The following is a 24,843-nucleotide window of genomic DNA, read 5'->3' as shown; positions in this document are numbered from 1 at the left end:
TGAATGGTGTAACTCATAACAACTTTAAGGTGTAATTTAGTTGTGGGAATCTTATGTGTCAACAACTTTATGTGGTTTGATTGAATTTTGTAGCAATGCAAGGATGTAAATAAAAAGGAGGCTGTATGGAAGATAAGCTCTACGTATTTAACTACACACAAAACCGAGACAAACTTTTCAACAACTTAATCAGCATCATTGATGGGATTCTTTCAGATGGAGTGGTTAGGGATGAAGAGATTCTTTACCTAGACACATGGCTATTAGAGGCCGGAGAAATTATTCAAAATGGTGTCATTAAAGGGCTAAGTTCGCGCGTATCAAAAATACTGTCTGACGGCGCAGTAACTGAGGAAGAGAGGCAGGAACTTAAACAACATCTACTGGATATCCAAAGGGACATACTTGATATCCCAGAGGTGGACTTCTTCTCGAAAGAATCGGACCTGCATTTGCTCAATGGGCTTTGCAAAGGACTTATATCAGACAAAGCGCTGTCTGAAGAAGAGGTTAGATATTTGGATTGGTGGTTAACTCAAAACGGGACTCTAAAGAGTAACTATCCAGGCAAAGAACTATATACGCTGGTAAAAGAAATTCTCAAAGATGGTGTAATCACTACCGAGGAAAGCCAGACGTTGCACAAAGCATTGGTAGATTTTACTGGCTGCGATCTAGAAAGCGGAGTTGTCGATGGTCTATCAACAAAGCTTCCTGTAGATAGTGATGCTGACATTGATCTTGAAGGTAAAGTATTTTGCCTGACAGGAGTATTCATGGCAGGTAAAAGAAGCCATGTAGAGGATATTTTGAAGCGCAGCAACGGACTGATTTCAAACACAGTTACTAAAAAAATTGATTACTTGGTAATTGGAACCTTATCTTCTCGCGACTGGAGATTCTCCAGCCACGGACGAAAAATTGAGAAAGCAATTTCTTATAGAGACAACGAAGGCGTTGGCCTTAAAGTGATATCAGAAGAAATGCTTTTTGACGCATTACCAAGACCGTGAGGACCAAAATACCCGTCCTATAACGTGAATTCTTGCTCTTCGTTCATCAAAGTTGAGTACTTCATCCGGGTACTCTTCTTTATTGAAACTTCTCAGGATGAGTCCGCCATCAGGCTGGTTAATCAAAACTTTAACTCTTAGAAGAACGCCATCTCTAATTGCATAAAGATCCCCATCCCTAATTGGTCGTGATTGAGACATATCAACCGCAACATAGTCTCCATTGTTTAGAACGGGTAGAAGACTATTACCCCAAATCTGAACAATTCTCGCATTGGATGGGCTGACACCAGATTTTCTAAGGTCAATTCTTCGAAGTGGGAAAGAGTCCACTACGCTTTCAATAATCTCTGCTTCACATCCATTTCCGGCTGAAAGCTCAATATCCAGTACTGGGATATCCGCAAATACCGATGGATCGAGCCTAGCTTCCTCAGCTTCTTCGATTACAAAATTAGACAGCTTCCCATTCTCTTCAACCCCAAGCATCAACCATTTCTGCGATACCTCAAGAATCTTAGCTATCTCTTTGATCTTTCTTGGCTGGAGAGTATCACCATTCTCAATTTTTGCGACCGATTGCTGGGACAGACCAACCTGGTCTGCAAGCTGAGCTTGGCTCATGCCCAACTTTTCCCGCGCGGCTTTCAATCTTTCAGCAAGTGTATTCACAACTTTCCCCCCTGTATAAGGCGAGATTACAACTTTATGTTTTAGCTTTCCAACACCTAAAAGTTGTGATAAAAGTTGTGAAGGTTGTATAATGCTATCGATTAACAACTTTACCACCCATTAATGACAGGAGAAGACCATGACGCCAGTGCAGGAGGCCTTGACTGAGGCAATCAATGCCGCTGGTAGCCAATCTGAACTTGCTCGCAAGCTTACCGAAATATCAGGTCGAACAGTTAAGCAACAGCAGGTTTGGAATTGGTTACATCGCGAGAAAAGACCACCAGTTAAGCAATCACAGTTTATTGAGCGTGCTACTGGGGTAACTAAAGAACGGCTGCGACCTGATGTTTTCCATGAGTCTACAAATTCAGCAATGTGAAAGTAACTACAAAAGGGAAATCAACATGGTAGAGCCAAGCCGGAAAGAAGTAGTGAAAGCGATGTGCAAAGCGTACCCAGGAGGCCGTGAGGCGATGGCTGGTGCTCTTGGCATGTCAGTAACTCAGTTCAACAACAACCTCTACGAAAAGAACGGCTGCCGATTCTTCGAAGTGAACGAGCTGGAAGCGATGGAAGACATTTCAAACACGTCTCTCCTGGCTGATTACTTTGCCCAGCGTCGCGGCGCTTTGCTGGTGGACATTCCGCAACTGGAAGACCTGGACCGCGTTGACCTGTTTACCCGCGCAATGAGAACTGCGGCAGCGCGTGGACAGGTTGATCAGATTATCCAGAAAGCTCTCGAAGATGGAGTGATTGAGCCTCATGAAGCTGAAGAGATTCACGAGCATCACCGCCGTCACCTGGCTGCGCGTGAAGAAGAAATCCGCGCGATTGTCGCGCTGTTTAGCCGTAAGAAAAGCCAAAAGAAGTGACGCCCGCGAGTGTGCAGCTCCGGGCGTCGTGGCGTGTCGTATTCAGTGGAGAAACTAACGCATGAACAGTTTAAACCGATTCAGACCAGCTAAGCAATTCCGATGCCTTCCGCTGGTGGGGAAAGACTCCCCGTTCGGCTATGTGGAGAGATTAAACGACCAGGGTGAAGTGAACAACTACCAGCCTGACAGAGCGATGGTAGAGACATTTTCTCTGATGAACGAGAAGGGGCGTGAAGAATGGCTGAAGTTGACCGGCGGTTCAAAGACCACAGAGGTATCACAGTCCACGTCATCAGATGGGAGCCCGAGACTCGACGCGTTATATACCTTCGCGAAGGGTACGATCATGAGTGCTTCAGCCCTCTTGAACAATTCCAGCGTAAGTTTACAGAGTTAAAGGACGACCATGAGCACTAAATTAACCGGTTACGTTTGGGACGCTTGCGCTTCTTCAGGAATGAAGTTGTCCAGCGTTGCTATCATGGCGCGTCTGGCAGACTTCAGCAGTGATGAGGGCGTTAGTTGGCCTTCTATCGCAACTATTGCTCGTCAGATTGGTGCGGGTGAGAGCACCGTTCGCACGGCCATAGGCCAGCTTGAGAAAGATGGCTGGCTGACTCGCCAGCAGCGCCGTAAGGGAAACAGAAATGCCTCGAATGTTTACCAACTGAACGTCAGTAAGCTTCGTGAGTTTGCCTTTTCTCACCTGTCAGAATCTGACGCATCAAAATCTGATGCATCAAAATCCGACCCGTCAAAATTTGAGGCATCAAAAAACAGCAATAACGGCAGTTTTGACCCGTCAGAATCTGGTGGGGATCCGTCAGTAAAATCAACTACTGATCCATCAGATAAAAAACCTTCTTGTCAGGTTGCCCCGCAACCCGACGATGTGAGTTCTGGCAAAAAGACTGATCCTGAAGTTTTGCTGACTGACAATTCAAAATCAGTACTGAAACATCTCAACCAGGTGAGCGGTTCTCGTTTCCAGAATTGCTCTGCGTCGCTGGATAACATCCGCGCAAGACTTCGCGAGGGCTTCACTCCGGAAGAACTCATGCTGGTGGTCGATTACAAGCACGAGCACTGGAACGGGACGAAGGATTACCAGTACATGCGTCCAAAAACCCTTTTCATTCCCGGAAACTTCCCAGGCTATCTACAGGTTGCAACCCGCTGGCAAAAGAGCGGTAAACCAGCCCGTGACAAATGGGATGAGCTACGCGCTAAGAAGAGTACCGGCGTATTTGTCGAGTCATTCCAGGACAAAAAATACGAAGTCCCTGGAAATTCTGGTTTCCGTGTATCTGGAGGTGCTCAGTGAGCCTGATGAAAGCACTTGAGATATTCATTGCCGCTAACCCTGGGTTAACCAGCCGCGATATTGCAGAACAGTTTGCTGATTTCAATGTGGAGTCTGCACAGCGTGCTGTATGCCGCCTTCACGACCTGAATTTCCTGACACGTGAATTTAAGGGGAAAGAGTGCCGTTATTACGCGGTGAATTCCGAAGTGGTAGCCAGCACCAACAAGCAGCCGGTGGATAAGGGCCTTGATGAGCTGGTGAAACGTGCAGAGGAACTTCAGAACGGCGGTCTTTATCGCCGCGCTGCAACCCTCTGGATGGATATTTTTAAACGTTCAAAGGTAATGACCCTGCGGGAACGCAGCCTGAAACAGCGCCAGCAGTGCCTGAAAAAAGTGAAGCAGGCAAAGAGCCAGAGTGAATGGTATCTGGCTGGCCAGTTTAACGGGGGCCACTGATGAAATACTCACTGATTTATGCTGATCCTGCCTGGGAATACGGGAACACCATCAGCAACGGCGCAGCTACCAACCACTACGGCACGATGAAGCTCATCGACATGAAGCGCCTGCCTGTATGGGAACTGGCCGCTGATGATGCCGTTCTGGCTATGTGGTTCACCGGTACACATACCCGCGAAGCCATCGAACTGGCAGAAGCATGGGGCTTTAAGGTTCGAACCATGAAGGGCTTTACCTGGGTGAAGTTAAACCAGCTTGCAGAGCAACACATCAACAAAGCGCTTCAGGCTGGTGGAGTGGAGGACTTTTACGACTTCCTCGACTTGCTGAATGCGCAGACCCGCATGAATGGCGGTAACTACACCCGCGCCAATACCGAAGACATGTTGATTGCCACCAGAGGTAATGGCCTTGAGCGCAAGAACGCCAGCGTGAAACAGGTTATCTACAGCCCACTTGGTGAACATAGCGAGAAGCCAGCAGAGGCGCGTTTCCGTCTGGAAAAACTTTACGGTGATGTGCCACGCATTGAGTTATTCAGCCGTTGCGGTGCGCCTGGCTGGGACCACTGGGGAAATCAGACCGAGTCTGCTGCTGTTGAACTTGTCCCCGGCGCTGTGATTCCGGTTATTAAGCCCCAGGAGCGTGCAGCATGAACCAGGCAACTGAGAACGCAATTCAGGCTGAAGCAAAGCGCTGTAGCGATGCAATTAAATCGGCCATGAAGGTTAAGCCAAAGCCTAAATTCGACAGCGTGAGCAAGCCATTGCTGAGCAAGCACTATGCAAAGGTGAAGCCTCTTGGCGTGTCGTTCGTGAAGTTTGTCAGTGTCATTGGCCGCCTGAACGGGCGATATGGAGTGGAGTCATGATGAAACTGGTTCTCCCGTTCCCACCGAGCGTAAACACATACTGGCGCTCTCCGAATAGCGGCCCACTCAAAGGTCAACATCTCATCAGCGCAAAGGGAAGGGCATTCCAGAGCGCTGCTTGCGCTGCGATTATTGAACAATTGCGCCGCCTGCCCAAACCATCTTCATCACCAGCAGCGGTTGAGATTGTTCTCTATCCACCAGATGCCCGCCGCCGTGATATCGACAATTACAACAAGGCGCTTTTTGATGCACTGACACATGCTGGTATCTGGGAGGATGACAGTCAGGTTAAACGAATGCTGGTGGAGTGGGCATCGCAGGTGCCTGGTGGGAGGGTTGAAATAACGATCACCAGCTATGTCGAAAATGGTAGGCAAAATAGCAATGCATTGGTGCGCGAATGAGTGTTAGATTAAAAAGTGTCAGCGAAGCGGGAGTGCAGACCCGCTCGCACTACAACAAGTGGAGAAACACATGAATCAGTTATTCGTAATTGATGGCGTTTCCGTACGCCGTGATTTTGATGGTCGTTACTGCCTGAATGATTTGCATCGTGCGGCGGGAGGTGAAAAACGTCACCAGCCTTCCAACTGGTCCTGTCTTACCCAAACGCAAGAACTCATCGCTGAAATTTCGAGCGCTCCTGGAATTACAGGAGCGGCCCCGTTGGTCACCCTTACTGGTGGCGTTAATCAGGGGACATTCGTTTGCAAGGAGTTGGTTTATTCCTATGCAATGTGGATCAGCCCGAAATTTAACCTCAAAGTCATCAGAACGTTCGATGCCGTACAGAATCCTGCATCCAATGCGCCGACATCCGACAAAATTCAGGCTGGCGTGATCCTGCTTGAATCGGCGGCGAAAATGCTGAACCTCTCAAACTCTTCAAGACTCGGTGCTTATCAAAAACTCCAGCAGGTAGCTGGTCTTCCAGATCTGATGCCGCATTACGCGATCGATGCACCTGCCGGTGCGCAGGATGGGTCCAGCCGTCCTACCCAATCACTCAGCGCTTTGCTTAAAGCAAAAAACATCCGCATCACCGCCAATCAGGTTTATCACATGATGTCCCGCTTTGGGATTGTGGAACAAAAAGAGCGAAACAGTCGTTCTGGTGTGAACGGTGTTAAAAAGTTCTGGTCACTTACTGCTAAAGGCTGCATGTACGGCAAGAACATCACCAGTCCTGCAAACCCACGAGAAACTCAGCCTCATTTTTTTGAGTCGAAGTTTGCGGAGCTTCTTAAAATAATTGACATCGTAGCCTGAGGTAACAGTGAGAGCATTACTGACACCTGAAGTTGCACCAATGTCCGGGGTGGTTCTGTTCCGCCCTGGTAATGAGTTGCTCTGGCTGTTTCGTCATGGAAGGGTGGTTATTGAGACGCCATCAGAAGCAATCCAGCATTTGCCATCAGGCCTTATCCCTGAAGCAGATCAACCGCTGGCAGATGACGCCAGTATGCAGGCAATTTTTGAGAACGAGAGGGTTATTCAGCGTGCTGGCGGCCTGAATGGTCTTGATAGCTGGCTGGAACGAAAGTTTGAATGCCAGTGGGAACATAACGACTGGCACTCCAGTGACTTCACTGTTATGCGTCACGCACCCGGCAGCATCCGTCTTTGCTGGGGCTGTGATAATCAATTACGTGAGCAAACTACTGAAAGGCTGGCGGGAATTGCCAGACAGAACCTGGTAGAATGGCTACTCGAAAGGGTGAATATTGAGTTGGGTTTTAACTCTTACCATACCCTGACACTTCCAGAGTTCTGCTGGTGGATGGTACGAAATGATCTGGCTGACCTCATTCCTGAATCGGTAGCGACTAAAGCCCTCAGGATGAAGCCTGAATCGTTCAGCTCGATAATGCGGGAAAGCGATATCACCCCATCATTACCGGCAACTGAAATCCTCCAGGAAAAAGCAAAGAAGATCGTGGCTGTGAAGGTTGACCCCGAAACGCCAGAGTCTTTTATGCTGAGGCCAAAGCGCCGCCGCTGGGTGAATGAGAAGTACACCCGCTGGGTAAAGTCACAGCAGTGCAGTTGCTGTAATAACCCGGCAGACGACCCCCACCACCTGATTGGCCACGGGCAGGGTGGAATGGGTACAAAAGCGCACGACCTGTTTGTGATACCGCTGTGCAGAGCGCATCACGATGAGTTGCACGCTGATCCTGTGGCATTTGAAGCGAAGCACGGCGACCAGTTGACGCTGGTGTTTCGGGTTTTAGATCGTGCGCTGGCAATCGGCGTACTGGCGTAAGTGGAGACGCTCATGAATATTGAATCACTACCAAAATTCTATTCACCTAAATCACCAAAACTTAGTGATGACAGCCCTGCAACAAGCAGCGATGCATTGACGGTCACCGATGTAATGGCTGCACAGGGAATGTCACAAAGTCGAGCATCATTCGGCTTTTCTGCTTTTCTTGGAAAGCTGGGCATCAGCAATAATGACAGGGAGAGAGCGATCGAGCTTCTCTCTGAGTACGCCATGACAAAATGCGATAATGTTCCTGCGTTGCGTAAACTGGAAGCAGGTATAAAACCGCTGGTAATTCGACAGTTGGCTACCTTCGCTTTTGAAGATTACTCGCGCAGCGCCGCCAGCACGAAAAAGTGTGATTGTTGCGATGGTGAGGGGTTCATTGAAGTCGATGTTTTCAGCATGAAAACTTACACCCCGTCTTGTGCAAAAGAGATCGTCAAAAAATCAAAAGAGTGGGGGTTGAAGGTTTATCCATCTCAGTACCAGAACAGACGAGATGTTAAAGAGGTAACCCGCGTTCTCTGTCATCATTGCAAAGGAAAGAAGGTGATCAGTTGCGCCTGCAATGACTGCCACGGGCGCGGTAAAGCGGTGAATCAGGAGCTGTCAGAGAAACAGGGTGTGCCAGTTCTTGCTGACTGTAAACGCTGTGGTGGGCGTGGTTATGAACGCATACCATCGACAGTTGCACATTCAGCTGTTTGCCAAATCACTGATGCTATCAGCCTCGATACCTGGAAGAAGTCAGTGAAACCGTTCTATGACCAACTGATCATCAAATTCGATGTTGAAGAGGCTTGGGCAGATTCACAACTTAAAGCAATAACAAGATAGTGTTTTAAAAAATAGACTGCGATTTTATCGCTAGCTATTTACTTTTCCCGAATCTGTGTTAATTTCTATCTAACGATGGGCTTTGTATGTCCACAGTTAGAAAGAAAATATAAAAAACCTCGCTACGGCGGGGTTTTGTTGTTTCTATGGGTGGCCTTTTTTGTTTCCCCTCGTTCTGAGAGGACTCACGGCAATTAGAGGGGGCTTAACATTCATCTCGGTTGCCGTTGCGCAATGCAAAAAAAACGGGGAACGACATCGCATTCCCCGCTCAACGGTTTTCACGTTTTTCTGTCTGTGGCTGTGAAAACCAGCGGCAGGAATGTAGCCCCTTACAATTGAAATGACAATCTCAAAAGTAAAAAATTTAATTAATAAAGTTAAAAAATATCAACCCCTGTCGTTTGGTAGATTGACGATATTTATGAATCACAGGTAAATTGCTCTCGTGGTGAATCCCCCTATGCGGCGGGGCGCACAGTCAAAGTTTCTCTGATGAGAATCGTAAACGAGATCGCGGACTTCGTGACTGGAGAGTCCACCGGGAGGCACCCGGCGCCACTTAACTATAACAATTCCTGTTGTGAATAAACTTCGGCCTGTTTACCCGGACAGGCGTCTTTTTTGGTCAGCCTCCTGTTAAATTGCCATTGACTCAGATTATGAATCAAACATAGATTATGAATGTGGTGAATCCTTTCTAAGCGAAAGGGCGTTCCAGTCGACTGTTATTTGCAGGTATGCGCGCGATTTTACTGACATGGGGTAGAGTCACCGGGAGGCACCCGGCACCACAAAGTATAAATATTAATAATGCTTTCCACCCCTTGAGAGCCAGCCATAAACAGCAGGTTTTTTTTTGCCCTAATTTTCCAATTGCCGCTATGCTTTAGTCGTGAGTCGACTCTACCTGTCTAATGGTTCTCCTGAACCAATAGTGGATCTGCCGATACAGTACCACTCTGGATAGTCAGTCGTTCTTGCTCCTACCTTAATTGATAGTCTAACCATATAGCCCGCCCTTAAACGCGGGCTTTTTTTATTCCTTCACACAGCACCCGCAAGCAGCGAGGTGAGAGACGATGAAAATGCATAACGATCCCCACTCCTGGACGGAGTTTATCGAACTGCTCCACAGTTGGTGGCGTGGTGAAACGCCGATGGGTGCTGTCTTGCTATCGGTAGTCATGGCTGCCATGAGGATTGCCTACGGCGGTGGTGGCTGGAAGAAAATGATTCTGGAAGGCTCTATTTGTGGAGCGCTAACTCTTACAGCTGTATCAGCTCTTGATTACTTTAACCTTCCGCAGTCTCTGTCGATTGCTATCGGCGGCGCTCTGGGCTTTGTTGGTGTTGAACAGGTTAAAGCTGTAGCTGGCAGGGTGTTTAGTTCTCGATTCGGAGGTGGCGATGCAAACCAGTGATAAAGGCATTGCCCTGATCAAAGAGTTCGAAGGCTGCAAACTCACCGCCTACCAGGACAGCGTAGGCGTCTGGACGATCGGCTATGGCTGGACTCAGCCTGTAGATGGGAAACCAATCCGCGCCGGAATGACCATTAAGCAGGAGACGGCAGAACGCCTGCTGAAGACCGGACTGGTAAGTTATGAAAGCGACGTGTCTCGCCTGGTTAAAGTCGGTATGACTCAGGGGCAATTCGATGCCCTGGTGTCGTTCACGTATAACCTTGGCGCTCGCTCATTGTCGACCTCAACACTGCTGCGCAAGCTCAACGCCGGTGATTACACTGGCGCTGCCGCTGAGTTCATGAGCTGGAATAAAGCTGGTGGCAAAGCCCTGAAAGGGCTGACCCGGCGGCGTGAGGCAGAGCGCACCCTGTTCCTGTCGTGATTGGTGGGTAAGCAAATGATTGATAAAACAGTGACAATCACTATTGCGATCCTTCTCGGATTGGTTGCCGCCTTGTTTGTACAGAGCAACATTTATCGCAACAATGCCATCACATACAAAGACCAGCGCGATAAGGCTGTTGTTCGCGCCAATACATCCGAAGCCATCACCAATAACGTTATCACCGCGATGAACCTCATCCGTGACATCTCAAAGGCTACCCAGAATGCTAAGAACGAACTGGCCCAGAAAGGCGAAACGCGCATTGTCTACATCAGGCAGGCGCTTGAAGGCGACCCGTGCGCTAACCAGCTTGTTCCTGCTGCCGCTGCTGACAGCCTGCGGGAATACGCAGACAGTTTACGTCCCGGCTCCGGTAGTACCAATAAGCCCTGACCTGACCGCAGAGACGCCGATCCCCGGAATGGCGGTTCCGTTCACTTGGCAAGCAAGTCTGGAGTTAAACGCTCAGCTCTATACGGCGCTGGGGCAGTGCAATCTGGATAAAGCGGGGATTAGGAAAATTGAAGAAGCGAGAAAAAAATAAATTGAAATCGAGAAATGAAAGTAGTAAAAGTCAGTCATGCTGTGAGCAGTCTAGCTGAAGAAAAATCAACAAGTGTCAAAAACAAAATTCTGAGCCTCGGCAATCGCCGTGGCTTTTTTGTATCCGCATTTCACCGCGCACCGCAGCGCATTCAAACCACGTCGAACCAAACCCTTTGAAATGAGCCTTTGAGGAAGTCAGTTAGTGCTGGCGAGCCTCGACGGGCTGATTTCCTATGCGGCAAAGGTTCATCTCAAAGTAAGGTACACGCTATGAATAATCCGTCAGTTATTCCGGCCTTCGACTTCCGCGAAATGGTGCAAGCAAAAAACGGAGAGGTCGTTACCACATCCAGAAAAGTTGCCACGTATTTCGGCAAGCGTCACGGCGATGTGCTCAGGAAAATCGAGCAGGTTAAAGCCGATTGCTCGAATGAGTTTAGCCAACGCAATTTTGCGTCGGCTGATTATATCGATGAGCAGGGTAAGGTACGCCCGATGTACAACCTGACGAAAGATGGCTGGATCATGGTTGTGATGGGGTTCACCGGGAAAGCTGCTGCAGCTATCAAAGAAAGCTACATTTCAGCGTTCAACTGGATGTCTGAGCAACTTAGCCGTCGCCTTGCCCTGGGTGAAGAAATGCAACATCGCTACGCCATCAAAGAAACTCGCTCAAAGCTGAAAGGCACGATCGGCAGCCGGTTGATGAATGAGCGGAAGAAAGAGAAGCGCGTTCTTGAGCTCGAGCACGAGCACATATTGCAAGTGACGCAGCCTGAATTGCTGATTAGTTGAAGATGTCATTACAAAGCTCATCTGCTGGTGGGCTTGATAATGGTTATCCCCTGTAGCTGATAAGACATTCAATATACCAACAAGGTGATAAAGGGATAAAGGTAGTGGATGGCGGCAACCAACAGAGGCCGAAAAGTAGCAATTTGATGTCAGAAATGTTGTAAAGTTAAAATGAACGAAACCTATAACTGCTGCATAAACCTAAGAAAAGAGCTAAAAGCTTATGTTTATCTCAAGTGAAGACCTCAACGGCTTCTTTATGATTTTTAGCCTGATATCAGCGATAGTCTTCTTAAGCCTAACGCTCATTTCGTATGGGCTTCAGATGAAAAAGCTGATGATCCTATCCCTTGTGTTTTTACTGATTTCAAGCGCAGCTGCTGTAGTGCAGTTTTAAATCATTTACCCACGTCAAAAGGATAGGTACGGTGGTATCAGTTCTTAATGCCTCACCATTGACAACTTTTTTTCTTGGTCTATCACCGATTCTCTGCCTGATCCTTCTTGCTGAGTCGTTCTACATGTATAGGCTGGGGTACAGGAAGCTGGCTACTGCATTCATGATTTTGACTGTATTGATAGGGATACCAGCGTTGGTATTAACGTATGTATTGTCGAGGTAGCAGATTGTTGGCCTTACAGCAAACATTCACAGAGTGCCTGTGATAATGTCATTTCTCTGGTGTTAGTCGATACTTGCATTTAGCACAACCTCAGCAAATTATACGACCTCATTTGCAAGAGGTGGAATATGGAAATTTTAAGCGACAAAGAGTTCTCCGAAGTGTGGCACGGTTTGTTAGGTATTCCCGTTGTCGAGGATCGTGATTATGCGATACCTGTAGCTCAGAAGCTTATGGAGAAATATGAGGCTGGATTGTTGAATATGACAGAGAAGCAGTATACATGCCTCAAGCGAGGTTTAGTGCCGATGGCACACGATGCACCTCGCGAAATGCCAAAACCCAAACAAAAGCCGAAACCAAAACCAAAACCAAAACCAAAAGTTAATTCTTGAGCCGCCATCGTGAAGTGAACCCCATATATTGGACACGTTCTTAACTGGCGGCTGACATGGCCTGGGTTCGGTATTGTACCGGACTCAGGCCGTTTAGTTTTAGCTTGATTCGTTCGTTGTTGTAGTAGTGGATATACTCTTCCACCGTTTTTCGTAGATGGTCTGTATTTTCAAACTCTTCGTGGTACCAACATTCTGTTTTCAGCAGACCAAAAAAATTTTCTATCACTGCATTGTCCAGACAGTTCCCTTTGCGCGACATGCTTTGTTCTATGCCTTTAGCTTTAAGTTTCTCCTGATACCGTGCCATCTGATACTGCCAACCCTGATCAGAGTGCAGTACCGGTCTGTCACCCGGTTTCAGCCTCTTGACGGCTTTGCTGAGCATGTTTTCGACCAGATTCATTCCCGGATGCGTCGTCATATTCCAGGCTATTATCTCGCTGTTATACAGATCAAGCACTGGTGACAGATACAGCTTTGTCCCTTTTACGTTGAACTCTGTCACATCCGTGACCCATTTCTGGTTTGGACTGCTGGCCTTAAAATCACGTGCAAGGGTATTTGGCGCTACTTTACCGTAGGTGCCTTTGTATGACTGATACTTTTTGCTTCTCAGGCATGAGGCCAGCCCCATCTTGCGCATCAGTTTCCGTACTGTTTTATGATTAATGCCATAGCCTTCATTACGCAACGCCATGACCTGCTCCCCGTTGATTAGTACACCCCGATGTTAGTAATGTCTTCATAAGCCACATGAGGACATCCCCATGAAGAAGCGTTTTTCCGACGAACAGATCATCAGTATTCTCCGCGAAGCCGAAGCTGGGGTACCCGCCCGTGAACTCTGCCGCAAGCATGCCATTTCCGATGCCACGTTTTACACCTGGCGTAAGAAGTATGGCGGTATGGAGGTGCCTGAAGTTAAGCGCCTGAAGTCGCTTGAGGAAGAGAACGCCAGACTCAAGAAGCTGCTTGCCGAAGCCATGCTGGATAAAGAGGCGCTTCAGGTGGCTCTTGGGCGAAAGTACTGACGACAGACCAGAAGCGGGAAGCCGTGATGTTGATGTGTGATGCGACCGGTCTGTCGCAACGTCGTGCCTGCAGGCTTACAGGTTTATCCCTGTCGACCTGCCGCTATGAGGCTCACCGTCCGGCTGCTGATGCGCATTTATCAGGGCGCATCACTGAGCTGGCACTGGAGCGCAGGCGTTTTGGCTACCGTCGTATTTGGCAGTTGCTGCGCCGTGAAGGGCTTCATGTTAATCATAAGCGCGTGTACCGGCTTTATCACCTCAGTGGCCTGGGCGTAAAACGCAGAAGACGTCGTAAAGGGCTGGCAACAGAACGTCTGCCGCTGCTCCGTCCGGCGGCGCCCAATCTGACCTGGTCGATGGATTTCGTCATGGACGCACTTTCCACCGGTCGCAGGATCAAGTGTCTTACCTGCGTCGATGATTTCACAAAGGAATGCCTGACGGTCACTGTTGCCTTTGGGATTTCAGGCGTTCAGGTCACGCGTATTCTGGACAGCATTGCACTGTTTCGAGGCTATCCGGCGACGATAAGAACTGACCAGGGGCCGGAGTTCACTTGCCGTGCACTGGATCAATGGGCCTTTGAGCATGGTGTTGAGTTGCGCTTAATCCAGCCGGGCAAGCCAACGCAGAACGGATTTATTGAGAGCTTTAACGGACGATTTCGCGATGAATGTTTGAATGAGCACTGGTTCAGCGATATCGTTCATGCCAGGAAAATTATTAATGACTGGCGGCAGGATTATAACGAATGCCGCCCGCACTCCACGCTGAATTATCAGACACCGTCTGAATTTGCAGCGGGCTGGAGAAAGGGTCATTCTGAGAATGAAGATTCCGACGTTACTAACTGAGCGTTGTATCTAATCGTGGGGGCAGGTCAGCCAGGGTAATGCGCCGGTAACCATATCGTCCTTTATGATAGTGGAACAGTGCGGCTATTCTTTGCTGTTCGCCCTCATAGCGCTCTCCACGGCTATCTGCTTTGACATGCCAGTAGTACGTGCTGCGAGGTAATCCTGCTATATGAAGCAGCATTCTCAGGTTATGGTTTCGCCTCAATTCGGTAATTATTTTTGCTTTGTCTTCTGCTTTTCCCGAATCAAGGCCTGAAGCTTTTTTAGGTAGGCATTCTCAACACGCAGGTATTCAAGTTCTTCCTCAGCGTTCTGGAACGCTGGACGGGGATTATTAAGTTCTTTATCTGAAGTTTCGTTCTTCCCTGACTTCATCTGGCGTCCTCTGGGTTTATCCTGTAGGGCAATGATACCGCCAGTACGGTAAAGACGCTCCCATTTGCTGACAGTACAAGCGGCTGCAATACGAAACTCCGCCGCAGCTTTCCGGGATGATTTGTTGTGTTGCTGCATCCAGAGCACGACAGACTCTTTAAACTCGGCAGAGTAAGCCCTGGTAGGAATGGTAAAACTGTCCATCCCATTCACTTTCCAGTGCTCAGTCCAGCGTCTGACCGCTCCGTGATCAACGCCGAACAACCGCGCTGTTTTCTTTGCACCATCACTGCTGAACAGATAGTGGAGTACGACTTGCTGCTTGAATTCAGGTGAGTATTTTTTTCTGCCCATTGAAACGCAAAACCCCTAATCGTTGGATGTCCAACTTTCGGGGTTCACTTCAATCGTGCGGCTTTTTTATTGCGCATCGCACGCGCACATCGAAGAAAGTCTTTCAGCTGTGAGCCTGGGCAAACCGTTAACTTTCGGAGGCTTTGCCGTGCGACAGGCTCACGTCTAAAAGGAAATAAATCATGGCAGAGAAAATCATTAGTTTATCCGGCCGCGCGACGGATGTTCTGTATGCGCTGTTTTTCCGTGGTGCGTTGCATTCTGGCAACCTGCCATCTAAATCAGGCGCTGCCGAACTTCGTGAGCTTGGGTTAGCTGAAAGCCGTCATACTGCAACGGAATATCTGAAGACAAGTCACTTTACCTTCCTGACTGCCCAGGGGCAGGAGTTTGCCATTGAGAACCTGGTCAAGACTCGCTTTGGTGTGCCTGTAGGTGGTTACCTTGGGGAAGCTTCAGGCAAGCTGTACTCTGCCGGTATTGGCGTCAGTATTGAAGGTGACCAGCGCAAGGTAGTGTTTGAGGCTGACCACTTAAAGTGGAATAAAGCCGCTCAATCAACCATCGAAAACGCTGTGGTTTCAAACATGAAGGTGAAAACTTCGCTCAGCGATGAAATGAAACAGGCCATCATTGATGCAGTGCGTGAAAGCGATCTGTTCACATCCCTTCAGACTGCGATAGCTGCTCAGGCAGCCTCAACCTCTGACCTGAAACAGTCACTGCATGACGCAGTGGGCGATGCTATCCGGAATGCGATCAAACCGGGAGGCGCTCTTTGGGCAGCTATCTCACGTCGATGATTTATGGACGTTTAGACGTCTAAATGAGCGTGGATTAGTGATGTGTTGTGCGAATAGGATTCATTATCATTTGCGGGTCCTCCCGGAGGGGTGGCCTGCCACGGGGCGGCCGGTGCGCGGAAAACGCCTAGTTTTTGCGATCTAGGGTCATCATCATCATTTATGCAGGTCTTTGATTTAATTAGAGGCCATTTTCACAAGATGTCGAATTGTTTAAAAAGTGTTCACCATCATGGACCAGGAAATCGCTTCTTTTAAGCTGAACATAAATCAGCTGGCCGGAATAACGGGTGTTCACCGGCAGACGGTCGCCGCCAGGCTGAAAAATGTTGAGCCGGCACCAGGCAGTAACGCCAAATTAAAACTGTTCCAGATAACAGACATTCTCACCGAACTGATGGTACCGACTGTCTCAGGAGAGCTCGAAGAGATGACTCCGTCTGACCGCCTGGCCCACTGGAAAGCGGAGAATGAACGGATAAAGTTCGAGCAGGAAACCGGGCAACTCATCCCGGCAGATGAAGTTGCTCGTGAATTTTCTCTGATGGCAAAGGCCATTGTCATGGTGCTTGAGACCCTTCCTGATGTACTTGAACGCGACTGCGCACTTACGCCCGCAGCAGTTAGCCGTGTTCAGAGCGTGATAGATGATTTACGAGATCAGATGGCCCAGAAAGTACTGGATGCCGAAGAAGAGGAGGACGACCAGGAGGAGGACTGATGGCAAAGCGGGCATCAGCCAGGGGCATTCGTCGCGATGTTTCCGGTATATTACGCGCTCCACGTCGAATGTTAGTTGCCGACGCGGTGAAAGATTACATGCGAGTACCAATGGGAGCGGGGAACTCCGTTCCGTGGGACCCGAACCTGGCACCTTACGTTATTGAGCCAATGAACTGCCTGGCATCACGCGAATATGACGCGGTTGTGTTTGTTGGTCCGGCGCGAACCGGTAAAACCATTGGCCTGATTGATGGCTGGATTGTCTACAATATCGTTTGCGATCCCGCCGATATGCTCGTTATTCAGGTATCCGAAGAGAAGGCGCGCGAGCATTCCAAAAAACGCCTTGATCGTACCTTCCGCTCCAGCCCAGAAGTCAAAACCCGACTCAGCCCCCGGCGTAATGACAACAACGTTTATGATCGGACTTTCCGCGCCGGCAACTATCTCAAACTGGGCTGGCCATCAGTAAATATCATGTCCTCTTCCGACTATAAAAGCGTTGCGCTGACGGATTATGACCGTTTCCCGGAAGACATCGACGGGGAAGGGGACGCTTACTCACTGGCTTCCAAACGAACCACCACATTTATGTCATCTGGCATGACGCTGGTCGAGAGTTCTCCTGGCCGGGATATCAGGGATACCAAATGGCGCCGGACTACGCCACATGAAGCACCGCCGACCACGGGTATTTTATCGCTGTACAACCGGGGCGATCGCCGCCGGCTTTACTGGCCCTGCCCACATTGCGGCGAATACTTCCAGCCGGAAATGGACAATATGGCTGGCTACCGCGATAGCAATGATCCGGTTCTGGCGAGTGAAGCGGCATTCCTCCAGTGCCCTGCATGTAAAGGCCGGGTCACCCCGGACATGAAGCGCGCCCTGAACATGAAGGGCGTCTGGTTACGTGATGGCCAGCATATTGACAGCAGCGGCAATATTCAGGGTGATGGTCGCCGCTCACGTATTGCTTCGTTCTGGATGGAAGGCCCGGCAGCTGCTTACCAGACCTGGGCTCAGCTTATCTACAAATTCCTGACAGCAGAGCAGGAATATGAAACCACCCGCAGTGAGGAAACCCTGAAGACGGTTATCAATACCGACTTTGGCCGACCTTATTTACCCCGCGCCAGCATAGAGCAACGCAAAAGTGAGTTGCTGGAGCAACGTGCTGAAGACGTGCCAAAACGCTCGGTCCCGGACGGCGTGCTGTTCCTTACAGCAACCGTGGACGTTCAGGCGGGCCGCAACAGGCGGTTTGTTGTCCAGATAACCGGTTACGGGAGTATGGGAGAGCGCTGGATAGTTGACCGCTACAACATACGGCAGTCCCTGCGATGTGATGGTAACGGAGAGAGCATCCAGATCGATCCCGCGAGCTACCCGGAAGACTGGGATCTCCTGCTTACGGATGTCTTCGAGAAAATCTGGCCTCTGGCATCTGATCCGTCAAAAGGTATGAGGCTGATGTCGATGGCGGTTGACTCCGGCGGTGAGGATGGCGTCACGGATAACGCTTACAAATTCTGGCGCAAGTGTCGCCGTGAAGGGCTGGGTAAACGGGTTTATCTCTTTAAGGGCGACAGTGTACGCCGCAGCAAACTTATTCAGAGGACATTCCCAGATAACACCGGCAGGTCTACCCGCCGCGCGCAGGCGACCGGTGATGTTCCTCTTTATCTTCTCCAGACTGATGCCCTGAAAGACCGGGTGAATAATGCACTCTGGCGTGATTCTCCCGGGCCTGGATATGTTCATTTTCCCTCCTGGCTGGGCAACTGGTTCTACGATGAACTGACCTATGAGGAACGCTCAAATGAAGGGAAATGGAGTAAGCCAGGCCGCGGCGCCAACGAAGCATTTGACCTTCTCGTCTATGCCGATGCCCTCGCCATCCTTAGCGGGTACGAAAAAATCAAATGGCCGTCTGTTCCTGAATGGGCACGGCGGGAAACGTGGATCGAGAGCACGCAGACGGAAACTGGCGAAGCGCCATCCCCGATACCTGCGGCGAAACCAAAGCCAAAACCAAAACGTGAGAAGCCCGTAACCAGCGAGGCGAATCCGTGGACAAACTCAGGAGGATGGGTGTGAATCAGGCAGATATTCAAAATATGATCGACCGCTATGCATCAGCAGAGCTTGCCGTTCTGGAAGGAAAATCCATCACCTTTAATGGTCAGCAGATGACATTCGAAAACCTGTCGGAAATCCGAAAAGGGCGACAGGAGTGGGAACGTCGTCTTACTGCACTCAACAACAAACGCCGTGGGAGACCCGGCTACAGGCTGGCGAGGTTTGGATGAGTCTTTTAGATGATGCAATAGGCCTGTTTTCGCCGGGCTGGAAAGCTTCACGCCTGCGTGCCCGTGCGGTAATCAAGGCCTATGAGGCGGTAAAGCCTACCCGGACCCATAAAGCACAACGGGAGAATCGTTCTGCCGACCAGCTCAGCCAGATGGGGGCGGTTTCGCTTCGTGAGCAGGCCCGTTGGCTGGATAACAATCACGATCTGGTGATTGGCGTGTTCGACAAGCTTGAAGAGCGGGTTATTGGTAAGCAGGGGATTATTGTTGAACCGATCCCCCTGCTGACCAACGGGAAAATCGCCAAGAAACTGGTAAAGGATATCCGTAGAAAGTTTGGTGAATGGTCTGTCAGACCTGAAGTGACTAACCAGTTTACCCGACCGATGCTTGAGCGCCTGATGCTGCGCACCTGGTTACGGGATGGTGAAGTATTTGCACAACTGGTTAGTGGTACAGGCAACGGCCTTCAACCAGTCGCGGGTGTGCCGTTCTGGCTGGAAGCGCTTGAGCCTGATTTCGTACCCATGAACAGTGACGCCGCAACCCAGATGAATCAGGGGGTCTTTGTTGACAACTGGGGACGACCCAAAAAATACCAGGTTTACAAAAGTCTGCCGGTTTCCGGGAGACAGTTTGATACCAAAGAGGTAGACGCGGCGAACATGCTCCACCTCAAATTTACCCGCCGCCTTCACCAGACCCGAGGCACCTCTCTTTTGTCTGGGGTACTGATGCGCCTGAGTGCGCTCAAGGAGTATGAAGACTCCGAACTTACCGCAGCGAGAATTGCCGCAGTACTGGGCATGTATATCAAAAAGGGTGACGGGCAGAGTTTTGACTCCGATGACAAATCTGGTGATGACCGTGAGCTCATGATCCAGCCTGGCATGTTGTATGACGACCTTCAGGCCGGGGAAGAAATCGGGATGATTAAGTCTGACCGACCTAACCCTAACCTTGAGACGTTCCGCAATGGTCAGCTGCGTGCTGTTGCCGCAGGCAGTCGCCTCAGCTTTTCCAGCACTGCCCGCAACTATAACGGTACCTACAGCGCCCAGCGGCAGGAGCTGGTGGAGTCAACCGATGGGTATCTGATACTTCAGGACTGGTTTATCGGCTCAGTCACCCGACCGATGTACCGGGCCTGGCTGAAGATGGCAGTCGCCGCTGGAGAAATCAGCCTTCCACGCGGTGTTGACATGGATACGCTTTACAACGCTGTCTACTCAGGGCCGGTCATGCCCTGGATTGATCCTGTCAAAGAAGCAAATGCCTGGAAAACCCAGATACGCGGTGGTGCTGCAACTGAATCTGACTGGGTTCGCGCCAGCGGCCGTAATCCGGACGATGTGAAGTCACGCCGTAAAGCGGAAGTTGATGAAAACAAAGAAATGGGGCTGGTGTTTGACACTGACCCCTCCAATGATAAAGGAGGCACCAGTGCCGAAGTCAAAGAGCCGGGCGGTCCACCGTCCGAAAGCCAGCGTAAAAAGTAATTCGTGGTTCCGGATGCAGGCCAGCAATAACAATGCGGCCGAAATTTATATCTACGACGAAATCGGCTACTGGGGGGTGACCGCAAAACAGTTCGTCAATGACCTCAAAGCTCTCGGTGAAGTCAGTCACATTAACCTTCACATCAACTCACCGGGTGGTGATGTCTTTGATGGCATCGCCATTTTTAATGCCCTCAAACATCATGGCGCGTCAATCACTGTGCATATTGATGGTCTGGCCGCGTCAATGGCATCCGTCATCGCAATGGTGGGCAATCCGGTCATCATGCCTGAAAACACCATGATGATGATCCACAAGCCCTGGGGATTTGCCGGGGGTGATGCTAACGACATGCGCGACTATGCAGACCTCCTCGACAAAGTTGAATCAGTGCTCATCCCGGCATATGCGCAAAAGACCGGAAAATCCACTGAAGAAATCGCGGCAATGCTGGAAGACGAAACCTGGATGGACGGCACTGAATGCGTCTCGCTGGGGTTTGCCGATCAGGTGACGCCTTCTTTGCAGGCGATGGCCTGTATTCATTCAAAACGTATCGAGGAATTTGAAAAGATGCCAAACAGCATTCGCAATATGATCACCCCGCCGCGCAACTCTACCCAGCGTGACCAGGGAAATCAGCATAATCCATCCCAGCAGCCGAATCCCGCACCGGTCGTCAACGAGGGCGATGTCCGCGCCCAGGTTCTGACTGAGCAGAAGGCCCGTGTGAATGGTATTGGCGATCTCTTCGCCATGTTCGGTAACAAACACATGGAGCTGCAAAATAAGTGCATTGCAGATCCTGAATGTTCCGTTGAGCAGGCTAAAGATTTGCTACTGGCTGAGCTGGGTAAAACTGCAACCCCATCCAACAAAACCACTCAGGTTCATATTCATGCCAGCAACGGTAATTTCGTGGCTGATGGTATTCGCCAGGCACTGATGGCGCGTGCCGGTTACGAAAATCAGGAGCGTGACAACGTCTACAACAGTATGACGCTGCGTGAATATGCGCGCATGGCCCTGACCGAAAAAGGTATCGGTGTGTCCAGTTATAACCCGATGCAGATGGTCGGGCTTGCACTGACGCACAGTTCATCTGACTTCGGCAATATCCTGCTCGATGTTGCAAACAAAGCTCTGTTGCAGGGCTGGGAAGAAGCTGAAGAAACCTTCCAGCTCTGGACCAAAAAGGGGCAACTGTCAGACTTTAAGACCGCCAATCGTGTTGGCATGGGTGGATTCCAGTCGTTGCGTCAGGTTCGTGAAGGGGCTGAGTACAAATACGTTACCACTGGCGATAAAGGCGAAACCATCGCCCTGGCGACTTACGGCGAAATCTTCTCCATCACCCGTCAGGCTATTATCAACGATGACCTCAATCAGCTGACTGATGTGCCGATGAAGATGGGCCGCGCAGCCAAGGGTACCATCGGTGATCTGGTTTATGCCGTTCTGACCAAAAACCCGAAACTGTCAGATGGGAAAGCATTGTTCCATGCTGACCATAAAAACCTTTCATCTGGCGCGATCTCCGTCAGTAGCCTTGATGATGCGCGTAAGCTGATGCGCCTTCAGAAAGAGGGCGAGCGCTCCCTGAATATTCGTCCGGCATTCATGCTGGTACCGGTTGGCCTTGAAACACTGGCAAACCAGACCATCAAGTCTGCCAGCGTGAAAGGGGCGGATATTAATGCCGGTATTATCAACCCTATCCAGAACTTTGCAGAAGTGATTGCGGAAGCGCGACTGGATGATGCCGATGCAAAAGCCTGGTATCTGGCAGCCGCACAGGGCACAGATACCATTGAAGTGGCTTATCTGAACGGGGTCGATACGCCATACATCGACCAGCAGGAGGGATTCACCACTGATGGTATCGCCACGAAAGTGCGTATTGATGCCGGTGTGGCGCCGCTTGACTATCGCGGCATGACCAAATCAACTGGCCAGTAATAAACAGCCCCGATAACCAGACGCCCGTAAGGGCTTTTTTTATACCTGAAACCAGCCCCGAAAGGGGCTGAATGGAGCACAACATGGCGAAGAATTTTGTACAGGACGGTAAAACCATCTCTCTGGTGAATGGCGGGACGGATGACATTCTCAGTGGTGAACCGGTTGCAGTCGGAAAAGTTATTGCTGTGGCCATCACGGATATTGCAGCTGGCCAGAGCGGGGACGGTTTCACGGAAGGCGTGTTTTTGCTTCCTAAGCTGGCCGCTGATGCAATCACTGCCGGGGAACAGGTTTACCTGAAAGACGGTAAAGTGCAGCTGACGGAAACCGATGCGGTCGTGGCCGGGGTCGCCTGGGAATCCGCAGGTGCAAACGTGACTGTGGTTGAAGTCAAAATCAATGGCTAATCCGTTTGAACGGCTGGCGGGTCGCATGGACGCGGCCACGGTGAAAACCATGGGAAAAACTGTGCTGATCAATGGCGTGTCTCACGATGCCATCTCAGCCGACCTTCTGGAGGAGATGGGCCCGCTATCAGGGAATATTCATTCGCTGGTGGTGTTCAGTGCAGAGTATTCCCCGCGGCGAAACGACGAAGTGGAATGGGAGGGCAAGAACTGGACCGTTACCCGCCACGACACTTTTAACGGGAAACCACGTATCTTCATTGAATAGGAGGTGTTATGTCGATTAAAGGCCTGGAACAGGCAATCGCTAACCTCAACAGCATCAGTGAAAAAGCCGTCCCCCGCGCCAGTGCACAATCTGTTAACCGCATTGCAGGACAGGCAGTCAATCGCAGTGTTTCAGTCGTTTCAAAGTCAACCCGTGTCCCCCGAAAGCTGGTTAAACAGCGTGCCCGGATCCGGCGGGCAACCGTCGGCAAACCCCGCGCTCTTATCCGCGTGAACCGGGGAAATTTACCCGCAATTAAACTTGGGACCGCCAGTGTTCGTCTGTCGCGCAGAAAACGCGATAAATCAGGAGCCAGCAGCGTGCTGAGGATCGGACCGTTTCGTTTCCCTGGCGCCTTTATTCAGCAACTGGCAAATGGTCGCTGGCATGTACTGCGGAGAACAACCCGCAACCGGTATCCGATCGAAGTGGTCAGCATCCCTCTGGCGGTACCGCTGACTGAAGCTTTCCGCGCAGAGCTACCGAGACTGATGGATGAACGTATGCCTGAGGTGATGCGGCAGAATCTGCAAAACCAGCTGAGGTTGATTCTTTCACGATGAAACACCCACAAATCCGTGCCGCCGTTCTGGCGGCGCTTAAACGTAACATTACCGAACAGGTCACCTGGTTTGACGGTCGCCCTGGCTTCCTTGACGAGGAGGATCTTCCGGCAGTGGCGGTATACCTGACGGATGCGCGCGCCTCGGACGACAACATCGATGAAGATATGTGGTCCGCACTGCTGCATATCGAAGTTTTCCTGAAAGCGAAGGAGCCTGATTCCGCTCTGGATGCCTGGATGGAAGAGAAAGTGTATCCCGCCCTGGGTGATATCCCCGAGCTGCTTCCCCTCATCGAATTGATGAACGCAAGCGGTTATGACTATCAACGCGATGATGAAGCGATGATGTGGGGATCGGCCGATCTCAGCTACTCAATCAGCTATGTAATGTGAGGACTTTATGACCACACCAAACCCTCTGGCGCCAACGAAAGGCGCTGGTACAACGCTGTGGGTTTATACCGGAAGCGGTGACCCATTTGCGAACCCTGCTTCGGATGTTAGTTGGATCCGCCTGGCAAAGGTTAAAGATATTCAGCCGGGCGAACTGACAGCCGAATCCGAAGATGATACCTACCTCGATGATGACAACCCTGACTGGACCTCGACCATGCAGGGCCAGAAATCAGCCGGCGAAACCAGCTTCACACTGGCCTGGTTGCCGGGTGAAAGCGGACAGCAGGACCTGGTTAACTGGTTCGATGAGGGCGCTGTTAAAGGCTACAAGATTAAGTATCCGAACGGCGTTATCGATGCCTTTAAAGGGTGGGTGAGCAGCCTTGGCAAGACAGTTACGTCCAAAGAGACGATGACGCGAACCGTAAAAATCACCAACAACGGTAAGCCGTCTCTGGCAGAAGACAGCGGTTCGGTACCGATTGGCGTAACGGGGATCACTCTGGATAAAGCCACGGCTGCCGTTGCTGTTGGCGCGACCACTCAGCTGGTGGCATCTGTGCTGCCAGCCAGTGCTTCCGATTCCTCGTTCCGGGTTGCAACCTCTGACCCGTCTAAGGCAACGGTCACCGTCAGCGGCAATACCCTGACTGTCACCGGCGTGGCGGCAGGTACCGTAGAAATCATCGTTATGAGCAATGACGGTAACTTTGTGGCGATCTGTAAGGTCACTGTTTCCTGATAACCGGGGCGAA

Annotated in this window: 31 protein-coding genes and 2 pseudogenes; 30 read left to right on the top strand and 3 right to left on the bottom strand. The window is 50.4% G+C overall.

The window, feature by feature from the left end; genetic code table 11:
• The first annotated feature begins 125 nt into the window (after window positions 1-125).
• On the top strand, window positions 126-1,013 hold the full coding sequence (locus HV107_RS01720; protein ID WP_182061816.1) for a BRCT domain-containing protein: 888 nt from the start codon (window positions 126-128) through the stop codon (window positions 1,011-1,013).
• On the opposite strand, the gene HV107_RS01715 is transcribed toward HV107_RS01720, so the two are convergent.
• On the bottom strand, window positions 999-1,685 hold the full coding sequence (locus HV107_RS01715; protein WP_182061815.1) for a helix-turn-helix transcriptional regulator: 687 nt from the start codon (window positions 1,683-1,685) through the stop codon (window positions 999-1,001). The genes HV107_RS01720 and HV107_RS01715 overlap by 15 nt on opposite strands.
• A 139-nt stretch (window positions 1,686-1,824) precedes the next feature.
• Here HV107_RS01715 and HV107_RS01710 point away from each other — a divergent pair, with 139 nt between their 5' ends.
• From HV107_RS01710 to HV107_RS01630, 17 genes are all read left to right on the top strand, one after another.
• Complete coding sequence (locus tag HV107_RS01710; protein ID WP_182061814.1) at window positions 1,825-2,067, top strand: YdaS family helix-turn-helix protein; 243 nt, start codon at window positions 1,825-1,827, stop codon at window positions 2,065-2,067.
• A gap of 25 nt (window positions 2,068-2,092) precedes the next feature.
• The gene (locus HV107_RS01705) at window positions 2,093-2,563 is read left to right on the top strand and encodes a YmfL family putative regulatory protein (protein ID WP_182061813.1); all 471 of its coding nucleotides are present in this window, start codon (window positions 2,093-2,095) and stop codon (window positions 2,561-2,563) included.
• 240 nt (window positions 2,564-2,803) lie between these two features.
• On the top strand, window positions 2,804-2,983 hold the full coding sequence (locus HV107_RS01700) for a DUF4222 domain-containing protein (RefSeq protein WP_182061812.1): 180 nt from the start codon (window positions 2,804-2,806) through the stop codon (window positions 2,981-2,983).
• Entirely contained in the window at window positions 2,973-3,890 is a 918-nt protein-coding gene (locus tag HV107_RS01695; protein ID WP_182061811.1) for a conserved phage C-terminal domain-containing protein, read from the top strand. Before HV107_RS01700 ends, HV107_RS01695 begins: the two co-directional genes overlap by 11 nt.
• Window positions 3,891-3,895: 5 nt before the next feature.
• On the top strand, window positions 3,896-4,330 hold the full coding sequence (locus HV107_RS01690) for a PerC family transcriptional regulator (protein WP_259349697.1): 435 nt from the start codon (window positions 3,896-3,898) through the stop codon (window positions 4,328-4,330).
• A complete protein-coding gene (locus tag HV107_RS01685) occupies window positions 4,330-4,989 on the top strand; it encodes an MT-A70 family methyltransferase (RefSeq protein ID WP_182061809.1) in 660 nt (219 codons plus the stop codon). Before HV107_RS01690 ends, HV107_RS01685 begins: the two co-directional genes overlap by 1 nt.
• On the top strand, window positions 4,986-5,204 hold the full coding sequence (locus tag HV107_RS01680; protein ID WP_182061808.1) for a hypothetical protein: 219 nt from the start codon (window positions 4,986-4,988) through the stop codon (window positions 5,202-5,204). Before HV107_RS01685 ends, HV107_RS01680 begins: the two co-directional genes overlap by 4 nt.
• Entirely contained in the window at window positions 5,204-5,611 is a 408-nt protein-coding gene (locus HV107_RS01675; RefSeq protein WP_182063441.1) for a RusA family crossover junction endodeoxyribonuclease, read from the top strand. The genes HV107_RS01680 and HV107_RS01675 overlap by 1 nt, the downstream gene beginning before the upstream one ends.
• Before the next feature lie 70 nt (window positions 5,612-5,681).
• The gene (locus HV107_RS01670; RefSeq protein WP_023330784.1) at window positions 5,682-6,476 is read left to right on the top strand and encodes a KilA-N domain-containing protein; all 795 of its coding nucleotides are present in this window, start codon (window positions 5,682-5,684) and stop codon (window positions 6,474-6,476) included.
• 7 nt (window positions 6,477-6,483) lie between these two features.
• Window positions 6,484-7,473, top strand: coding sequence for a DUF968 domain-containing protein (locus tag HV107_RS01665; protein WP_182061807.1), 990 nt, complete (start codon window positions 6,484-6,486; stop codon window positions 7,471-7,473).
• 12 nt (window positions 7,474-7,485) lie between these two features.
• Complete coding sequence (locus tag HV107_RS01660) at window positions 7,486-8,316, top strand: antitermination protein (protein ID WP_182061806.1); 831 nt, start codon at window positions 7,486-7,488, stop codon at window positions 8,314-8,316.
• Between the two features lie 1,082 nt (window positions 8,317-9,398).
• Window positions 9,399-9,740 (top strand): phage holin, lambda family, encoded by a 342-nt coding sequence (locus HV107_RS01655; RefSeq protein WP_014071190.1) that lies wholly within the window; start codon window positions 9,399-9,401, stop codon window positions 9,738-9,740.
• Entirely contained in the window at window positions 9,727-10,167 is a 441-nt protein-coding gene (locus tag HV107_RS01650; RefSeq protein ID WP_182061805.1) for a lysozyme, read from the top strand. The genes HV107_RS01655 and HV107_RS01650 overlap by 14 nt, the downstream gene beginning before the upstream one ends.
• Before the next feature lie 15 nt (window positions 10,168-10,182).
• Complete coding sequence (locus tag HV107_RS01645) at window positions 10,183-10,563, top strand: DUF2570 domain-containing protein (RefSeq protein WP_182061804.1); 381 nt, start codon at window positions 10,183-10,185, stop codon at window positions 10,561-10,563.
• A gap of 165 nt (window positions 10,564-10,728) precedes the next feature.
• On the top strand, window positions 10,729-10,893 hold the full coding sequence (locus HV107_RS01640; RefSeq protein WP_182061803.1) for a hypothetical protein: 165 nt from the start codon (window positions 10,729-10,731) through the stop codon (window positions 10,891-10,893).
• Window positions 10,894-10,986: 93 nt separating this feature from the next.
• Window positions 10,987-11,511 carry a Rha family transcriptional regulator gene (locus HV107_RS01635; RefSeq protein WP_108090970.1) on the top strand — a complete coding sequence of 175 codons (525 nt, stop codon included), beginning with the start codon at window positions 10,987-10,989 and terminating at the stop codon, window positions 11,509-11,511.
• A 751-nt stretch (window positions 11,512-12,262) separates the two neighbouring features.
• Window positions 12,263-12,529: a hypothetical protein gene (locus HV107_RS01630; RefSeq protein ID WP_182061802.1), complete on the top strand. Its 267-nt coding sequence runs from the start codon at window positions 12,263-12,265 to the stop codon at window positions 12,527-12,529.
• A gap of 40 nt (window positions 12,530-12,569) precedes the next feature.
• On the opposite strand, the pseudogene HV107_RS01625 reads toward HV107_RS01630, so the two are convergent.
• Window positions 12,570-13,229, bottom strand: a pseudogene (locus HV107_RS01625) (IS3 family transposase); the annotation flags it as partial.
• Between the two features lie 70 nt (window positions 13,230-13,299).
• Here HV107_RS01625 and HV107_RS01620 point away from each other — a divergent pair.
• A protein-coding gene (locus HV107_RS01620; RefSeq protein WP_087451024.1) for an IS3-like element ISSen4 family transposase occupies window positions 13,300-14,420 on the top strand; the annotation gives its coding sequence in 2 pieces (ribosomal slippage) (window positions 13,300-13,558 and window positions 13,558-14,420; 1,122 coding nt in all).
• 28 nt (window positions 14,421-14,448) lie between these two features.
• Here HV107_RS01620 and HV107_RS01610 read toward each other — a convergent pair.
• A pseudogene (locus HV107_RS01610) lies at window positions 14,449-15,152 on the bottom strand (helix-turn-helix domain-containing protein); the annotation flags it as partial.
• A gap of 182 nt (window positions 15,153-15,334) precedes the next feature.
• On the opposite strand from HV107_RS01610, the gene HV107_RS27160 reads away from it, so the two are divergent.
• The 11 genes from HV107_RS27160 (at window position 15,335) to HV107_RS01555 (ending at window position 24,830) form a co-directional block, all read left to right on the top strand.
• On the top strand, window positions 15,335-15,955 hold the full coding sequence (locus tag HV107_RS27160) for a hypothetical protein (RefSeq protein WP_259349671.1): 621 nt from the start codon (window positions 15,335-15,337) through the stop codon (window positions 15,953-15,955).
• Window positions 15,956-16,187: 232 nt separating this feature from the next.
• Entirely contained in the window at window positions 16,188-16,676 is a 489-nt protein-coding gene (locus HV107_RS01600; protein WP_156731048.1) for a DUF1441 family protein, read from the top strand.
• Window positions 16,676-18,778 (top strand): phage terminase large subunit family protein, encoded by a 2,103-nt coding sequence (locus HV107_RS01595; protein WP_182061800.1) that lies wholly within the window; start codon window positions 16,676-16,678, stop codon window positions 18,776-18,778. Before HV107_RS01600 ends, HV107_RS01595 begins: the two co-directional genes overlap by 1 nt.
• Entirely contained in the window at window positions 18,775-18,990 is a 216-nt protein-coding gene (locus HV107_RS01590) for a hypothetical protein (protein WP_045406801.1), read from the top strand. The genes HV107_RS01595 and HV107_RS01590 overlap by 4 nt, the downstream gene beginning before the upstream one ends.
• Window positions 18,987-20,489 carry a phage portal protein gene (locus HV107_RS01585; protein ID WP_182061799.1) on the top strand — a complete coding sequence of 501 codons (1,503 nt, stop codon included), beginning with the start codon at window positions 18,987-18,989 and terminating at the stop codon, window positions 20,487-20,489. The genes HV107_RS01590 and HV107_RS01585 overlap by 4 nt, the downstream gene beginning before the upstream one ends.
• Window positions 20,434-22,449 carry a ClpP-like prohead protease/major capsid protein fusion protein gene (locus HV107_RS01580; protein ID WP_409050246.1) on the top strand — a complete coding sequence of 672 codons (2,016 nt, stop codon included), beginning with the start codon at window positions 20,434-20,436 and terminating at the stop codon, window positions 22,447-22,449. Before HV107_RS01585 ends, HV107_RS01580 begins: the two co-directional genes overlap by 56 nt.
• 83 nt (window positions 22,450-22,532) lie before the next feature.
• Window positions 22,533-22,859, top strand: a complete 327-nt coding sequence (locus HV107_RS01575; protein WP_045406798.1) for a DUF2190 family protein — start codon at window positions 22,533-22,535, stop codon at window positions 22,857-22,859.
• On the top strand, window positions 22,852-23,127 hold the full coding sequence (locus HV107_RS01570) for a hypothetical protein (RefSeq protein WP_045406520.1): 276 nt from the start codon (window positions 22,852-22,854) through the stop codon (window positions 23,125-23,127). Before HV107_RS01575 ends, HV107_RS01570 begins: the two co-directional genes overlap by 8 nt.
• Window positions 23,128-23,135: 8 nt before the next feature.
• The gene (locus tag HV107_RS01565; protein ID WP_063249643.1) at window positions 23,136-23,690 is read left to right on the top strand and encodes a phage tail protein; all 555 of its coding nucleotides are present in this window, start codon (window positions 23,136-23,138) and stop codon (window positions 23,688-23,690) included.
• On the top strand, window positions 23,687-24,085 hold the full coding sequence (gene gpU / locus HV107_RS01560; RefSeq protein WP_047345237.1) for a phage tail terminator protein: 399 nt from the start codon (window positions 23,687-23,689) through the stop codon (window positions 24,083-24,085). The genes HV107_RS01565 and gpU overlap by 4 nt, the downstream gene beginning before the upstream one ends.
• Window positions 24,086-24,092: 7 nt before the next feature.
• The gene (locus HV107_RS01555) at window positions 24,093-24,830 is read left to right on the top strand and encodes a phage tail protein (protein WP_182061797.1); all 738 of its coding nucleotides are present in this window, start codon (window positions 24,093-24,095) and stop codon (window positions 24,828-24,830) included.
• The last annotated feature ends 13 nt before the right edge of the window (window positions 24,831-24,843 follow it).

The sequence above is a fragment of the Enterobacter sp. RHBSTW-00175 genome (assembly GCF_013927005.1).
Taxonomy (GTDB): domain Bacteria; phylum Pseudomonadota; class Gammaproteobacteria; order Enterobacterales; family Enterobacteriaceae; genus Enterobacter.
The sequence above is the reverse complement of the archived record's forward strand: the minus strand, read 5'-3'. Positions and strand labels throughout refer to the sequence as shown.

Coding starts and splice junctions, on each gene's coding strand:
- HV107_RS01630 (WP_182061802.1), top strand. CDS start 12,263: ATGGAAATTTTAAGCGACAAAGAGTTCTCCGAAGTGTGGCACGGTTTG.
- HV107_RS01645 (WP_182061804.1), top strand. CDS start 10,183: ATGATTGATAAAACAGTGACAATCACTATTGCGATCCTTCTCGGATTG.
- HV107_RS01650 (WP_182061805.1), top strand. CDS start 9,727: ATGCAAACCAGTGATAAAGGCATTGCCCTGATCAAAGAGTTCGAAGGC.
- HV107_RS01565 (WP_063249643.1), top strand. CDS start 23,136: ATGTCGATTAAAGGCCTGGAACAGGCAATCGCTAACCTCAACAGCATC.
- HV107_RS01675 (WP_182063441.1), top strand. CDS start 5,204: ATGAAACTGGTTCTCCCGTTCCCACCGAGCGTAAACACATACTGGCGC.
- HV107_RS01655 (WP_014071190.1), top strand. CDS start 9,399: ATGAAAATGCATAACGATCCCCACTCCTGGACGGAGTTTATCGAACTG.
- HV107_RS01585 (WP_182061799.1), top strand. CDS start 18,987: ATGAGTCTTTTAGATGATGCAATAGGCCTGTTTTCGCCGGGCTGGAAA.
- HV107_RS01640 (WP_182061803.1), top strand. CDS start 10,729: ATGAAAGTAGTAAAAGTCAGTCATGCTGTGAGCAGTCTAGCTGAAGAA.
- HV107_RS01680 (WP_182061808.1), top strand. CDS start 4,986: ATGAACCAGGCAACTGAGAACGCAATTCAGGCTGAAGCAAAGCGCTGT.
- HV107_RS01570 (WP_045406520.1), top strand. CDS start 22,852: ATGGCTAATCCGTTTGAACGGCTGGCGGGTCGCATGGACGCGGCCACG.
- HV107_RS01555 (WP_182061797.1), top strand. CDS start 24,093: ATGACCACACCAAACCCTCTGGCGCCAACGAAAGGCGCTGGTACAACG.
- HV107_RS01600 (WP_156731048.1), top strand. CDS start 16,188: ATGGACCAGGAAATCGCTTCTTTTAAGCTGAACATAAATCAGCTGGCC.
- HV107_RS01635 (WP_108090970.1), top strand. CDS start 10,987: ATGAATAATCCGTCAGTTATTCCGGCCTTCGACTTCCGCGAAATGGTG.
- HV107_RS01705 (WP_182061813.1), top strand. CDS start 2,093: ATGGTAGAGCCAAGCCGGAAAGAAGTAGTGAAAGCGATGTGCAAAGCG.
- HV107_RS01595 (WP_182061800.1), top strand. CDS start 16,676: ATGGCAAAGCGGGCATCAGCCAGGGGCATTCGTCGCGATGTTTCCGGT.
- HV107_RS01695 (WP_182061811.1), top strand. CDS start 2,973: ATGAGCACTAAATTAACCGGTTACGTTTGGGACGCTTGCGCTTCTTCA.
- HV107_RS01670 (WP_023330784.1), top strand. CDS start 5,682: ATGAATCAGTTATTCGTAATTGATGGCGTTTCCGTACGCCGTGATTTT.
- HV107_RS27160 (WP_259349671.1), top strand. CDS start 15,335: ATGGCAGAGAAAATCATTAGTTTATCCGGCCGCGCGACGGATGTTCTG.
- HV107_RS01710 (WP_182061814.1), top strand. CDS start 1,825: ATGACGCCAGTGCAGGAGGCCTTGACTGAGGCAATCAATGCCGCTGGT.
- HV107_RS01720 (WP_182061816.1), top strand. CDS start 126: ATGGAAGATAAGCTCTACGTATTTAACTACACACAAAACCGAGACAAA.
- gpU (WP_047345237.1), top strand. CDS start 23,687: ATGAAACACCCACAAATCCGTGCCGCCGTTCTGGCGGCGCTTAAACGT.
- HV107_RS01575 (WP_045406798.1), top strand. CDS start 22,533: ATGGCGAAGAATTTTGTACAGGACGGTAAAACCATCTCTCTGGTGAAT.
- HV107_RS01685 (WP_182061809.1), top strand. CDS start 4,330: ATGAAATACTCACTGATTTATGCTGATCCTGCCTGGGAATACGGGAAC.
- HV107_RS01660 (WP_182061806.1), top strand. CDS start 7,486: ATGAATATTGAATCACTACCAAAATTCTATTCACCTAAATCACCAAAA.
- HV107_RS01690 (WP_259349697.1), top strand. CDS start 3,896: ATGAAAGCACTTGAGATATTCATTGCCGCTAACCCTGGGTTAACCAGC.
- HV107_RS01700 (WP_182061812.1), top strand. CDS start 2,804: ATGGCTGAAGTTGACCGGCGGTTCAAAGACCACAGAGGTATCACAGTC.